Below are 3447 nucleotides of genomic sequence, written 5' to 3'. Positions count from 1 at the left end.
GTGAAAAACCTGGCAAGGTTGATCCGCACGGCACCCTGATACATGAGAACCGCAATCCCGATGGCCAAGCACACGCCGAGCAACAAGCCGACGAATGGCCAGGCTGACGCCGAGCCCTCGGCATACCCGACCATGAGCAGCGCGGTTTCGAGACCCTCGCGTCCCACCGCGAGGAACGACAGAACGACGACGGCGACAGGCCCGGCATCTAGGGCCACGTCCATCCCGGCCTTGAGGTTGCCGGACATCGATCCGGCGGCCTTCTTCATCACGAGCACCATCGACGTCACGATGACGACGGCAATGAGCGAGGCGATACCCGCGGCCGCCTCGGCGGCCATGCCGGTGAGCGTTCTGGTACCGAAGTGGATCCCGAGGAACACCGCTACGACCATCGCGACGGCGATTCCGACTCCCAGCCAAACGAATTTCAGGGCCGATCGGCGGTCGCTTTTGACGAGGAACGCGACGAGGATCATCACGACGATTCCCGTCTCGAGCCCCTCGCGTAGGCCGATGAGGCCGCTGCCCAACATCTGCGTCCACGCCGACGGGCCCGACGCCGCCATCACGATCGCGTCAGTGGCCGCACCACTACCCATGCCTGCACCTTCCCCTATCGAAGCCCAGGCGCAGGTGCGTCTTCAAGCCATCGAAACCCTCCGCACTCTCCGTGCGCAGAAAAAGACTAATACGCCGGAGCAAATTAGGAAAGGCTAGGTTTCTTCAGCTGAGGCTCTACACCACACCCGTGGAAAAACTAGAACACGTTGCAGTACGGTGGTTTCATCGACATTCTGCCCGCGCAGAAGGAGGATCTCCCCAGCATGGCCGACACCCCCGGTAGCCCCGCCCTCACCTTCGAGGACACCAGCCAGACGCTCGAGGCCGACGGCTTCACGTTCCATTTCCACGAATCGGGACCGGCGGGAACGCCCGAGTCCGAGATTTCGGTGTTGTTCCTCCACGGCTCGGGCCCCGGGGTTACCGCGTGGTCGAATTTCGGCGACAACCTTCCATACTTCGCCGCGCGCTTCCGCACGATCCTGCTCGACATGCCCGGTTTCGGGCTTTCATCGGATCACGAGTGGGAACGTGCATACCCGCTGGTCGCGGCTGACGCTATCGATGCCTTCCTCGAGGCGAAGGGCGTCGCACAGGTCGACATCGTCGGCAACTCCATGGGCGGCAACGTCGCCGCAGAGCTCGCGCTCGCCCACCCCGAGCGCGTGCGCAAGATGGCACTCATGGGCCCCGGCGGCCTGGCCGCTCCCCTGTTCTCGCCCGAACCGAGCGAGGGTTCGCGCCGCCTCTTCGAATTCCTCCAGGATCCTTCCGACGAGAAGATGTCGGCATGGGTCGACACGATGGTCGGCAACAAGAAAGTCGTCTCCGACGAGCTCATCCGCGCGCGCACCGAGGCAGCCACGGCCCCCGGCGCGGTGCAGCGCATGTACTCGATCTTCGGCTCCATTCTCGACCCGAACAAGGAATACACCCCGCTTTACGCGCGGGCGAGCAAGATCCGCCAGGAAACCATGCTCATCTGGGGCCGCGACGACCGCATGCTCCCCTACGAGCAAGCTCACTTCGCGTTCCGCCAACTCCCCCGCGCCGAACTCCACGCCTTCTCACGCTGCGGGCACTGGGCGATGATCGAGCAGAAGGACAAATTCCAGCGACTCGTCACAGACTTCTTCACGCACTAACGACAAACCACCAGGTATGACGGCGGAGTCGCGCCGCCGGGCGGGCCGCACAGCCTAGTCTGACGACATGGAGCGAGTGGTTTTCGGCACCGAACTCGAGTTGTTGAACAATTGCGCGGACCGTAATCGCGAAGGACTGATCGAGTCGGTGTCGCGGTTGTCGGACGCCGAATCCCGGCGGGCGTTGGTCCCCTCGGCGACGACTCCGATCGGGCTGGTCAAGCACGCCGCCGCCGCGGAACGCTTTTGGTTCCAGCGCTTCCTCGACGGTCGCGCCGAAGGTGACTGCGACGGCAACTCCTCACCCGGGGAAGGGAGCTTTCGCTTCGCCGCACACGAGACCCTCGCCGAGGTCATCGCCGAATTTCGAGCCGCAAGCGAAACCTCGCGCGAGATCCTGAGCCGATTCTCGCTCGACGACGTGCTGCACAACTCCCATGGCGATCCAGTAAGCGTCCGGTTCGTACTGATCCACGCCATCGAGGAATTCGCTCGGCACGCGGGCCACGCCGACATTCTCGTCGAGCAGATCCTGGACGCACGCTAACGGAATCTGCCTCTGCGAGTTCTGCCGCGCCTCACTCTCTCACTGCACGGAAATCACGCACCGGAGCCTACGTCACCCAGCTACTGTTCACCGCATGAACGCAGCAGAATTGTCCACGCCCGGAGAATCCACACACCACTCCCCCGCAGGTCAGCGCATTGCGCTCGTGACAGGCGGAAGCCGCGGCGTCGGCAAGGGCGTTGCCCGCGCGCTCGCGGACGCGGGCTGGACGGTCTATGTCACCGGCCGCAGCGCGGAGCGACTCGCCGACACGATCGCCGGCCACGAAGACTCGATCTTCCCGATCGAGGTCGACCACGCCGACGACGCCCGCGTCGAAGCCGCCTTCGATGAGATCCGAACGCGCTCCGGACGCCTGGACCTGCTGGTCAACAATGTGTGGACCAACCCCGAGGGGTTCATGGGCTTCGGGTCGAAGTTCTGGGAGCGCCCCGTCGACGACTGGGATCCGCTCATCGGAATCGGGCTGCGCGCCCACTACGTCGCGAGCGTCGAGGCGGCGAAGATCATGGTCCCGCAAGGTAGCGGCCAGATCCTCCACATCTCCTCATTCGGCTCGCGCGCGCCGTTCCATACCGTGCTCTACGGGATGAGCAAGACCGCGCTCGACAAGATGGCCGCCGACATGGCCCATGATCTGCGCGACACCGGCGTGCGCTGCAATTCCCTGTGGCTCGGCCTCATCCGCACCGAGCTGCTGTTGTCATTCGGGATGGAAGAATTCAACGGCTTCCCGCTGGGCCGCGCCGAGGATCCGGAGTTCGTCGGCCGCGTCATCGCCGCGCTCACCGGAGACCCCGAGATTCGCAGCGGCGACACCGTCATCACCGCCGAGTACGGCCGGGACCACGGAATAGTCAATAATGACGGCGCACAGCCGCTCTCGCACCGGGGCGCGTTCGGCGGAGGTCCGCTATTCCCGCCGGTCACCGACGCGCAACTCGGCCTCGACACTCCCGACGAGGTCGCGGAGCACACGGGCAAATCGGGCGCCGCGGACAACGTCGCCGGCCACTAACCTTCCTGCGACCACAACGGGTGAGCTTCGAGTTCGACGTCCGCCATCAGGGAATCGAAGCGGGTCCGCTCTCGGCAGCACACGAGCATGCGGATGAGATCAAGACCCACGGTCGCGAACCAGTCCCCCTCGACCCAGCAACAACTCGACCC

At 64.7% G+C, this 3447-nt stretch carries 4 protein-coding genes; 3 read left to right on the top strand and 1 reads right to left on the bottom strand.

Annotated features, from left to right (window positions below; all coding sequences use genetic code 11):
* The coding region (locus K8V11_RS02255; RefSeq protein ID WP_303910590.1) for an FTR1 family protein at positions 1–602 on the bottom strand (602 nt) is incomplete at its 3' end.
* A gap of 225 nt (positions 603–827) precedes the next feature.
* Here K8V11_RS02255 and K8V11_RS02250 point away from each other — a divergent pair.
* From K8V11_RS02250 to K8V11_RS02240, 3 genes are all read left to right on the top strand, one after another.
* A complete protein-coding gene (locus tag K8V11_RS02250; protein WP_303910589.1) occupies positions 828–1709 on the top strand; it encodes an alpha/beta fold hydrolase in 882 nt (293 codons plus the stop codon).
* Positions 1710–1776: 67 nt separating this feature from the next.
* The gene (locus K8V11_RS02245; RefSeq protein ID WP_303910588.1) at positions 1777–2256 is read left to right on the top strand and encodes a DinB family protein; all 480 of its coding nucleotides are present in this window, start codon (positions 1777–1779) and stop codon (positions 2254–2256) included.
* 94 nt (positions 2257–2350) lie between these two features.
* Positions 2351–3295, top strand: coding sequence for an SDR family NAD(P)-dependent oxidoreductase (locus tag K8V11_RS02240; protein WP_303910587.1), 945 nt, complete (start codon positions 2351–2353; stop codon positions 3293–3295).
* Positions 3296–3447: the final 152 nt, after the last annotated feature.

The sequence above is a fragment of the Dietzia timorensis genome (genome assembly GCF_020742175.1).
Classification (GTDB): Bacteria; Actinomycetota; Actinomycetes; order Mycobacteriales; family Mycobacteriaceae; genus Dietzia; species Dietzia timorensis_A.
Note: the sequence above shows the minus strand (reverse complement) of the source record. Positions and strands in the feature narration are given on the sequence as shown.

Bases quoted from the DNA above. Each gene is read 5' to 3' on its own strand.
- K8V11_RS02250 (WP_303910589.1), top strand. From the start codon at position 828: ATGGCCGACACCCCCGGTAGCCCCGCCCTCACCTTCGAGGACACCAGC.
- K8V11_RS02245 (WP_303910588.1), top strand. From the start codon at position 1,777: ATGGAGCGAGTGGTTTTCGGCACCGAACTCGAGTTGTTGAACAATTGC.
- K8V11_RS02240 (WP_303910587.1), top strand. From the start codon at position 2,351: ATGAACGCAGCAGAATTGTCCACGCCCGGAGAATCCACACACCACTCC.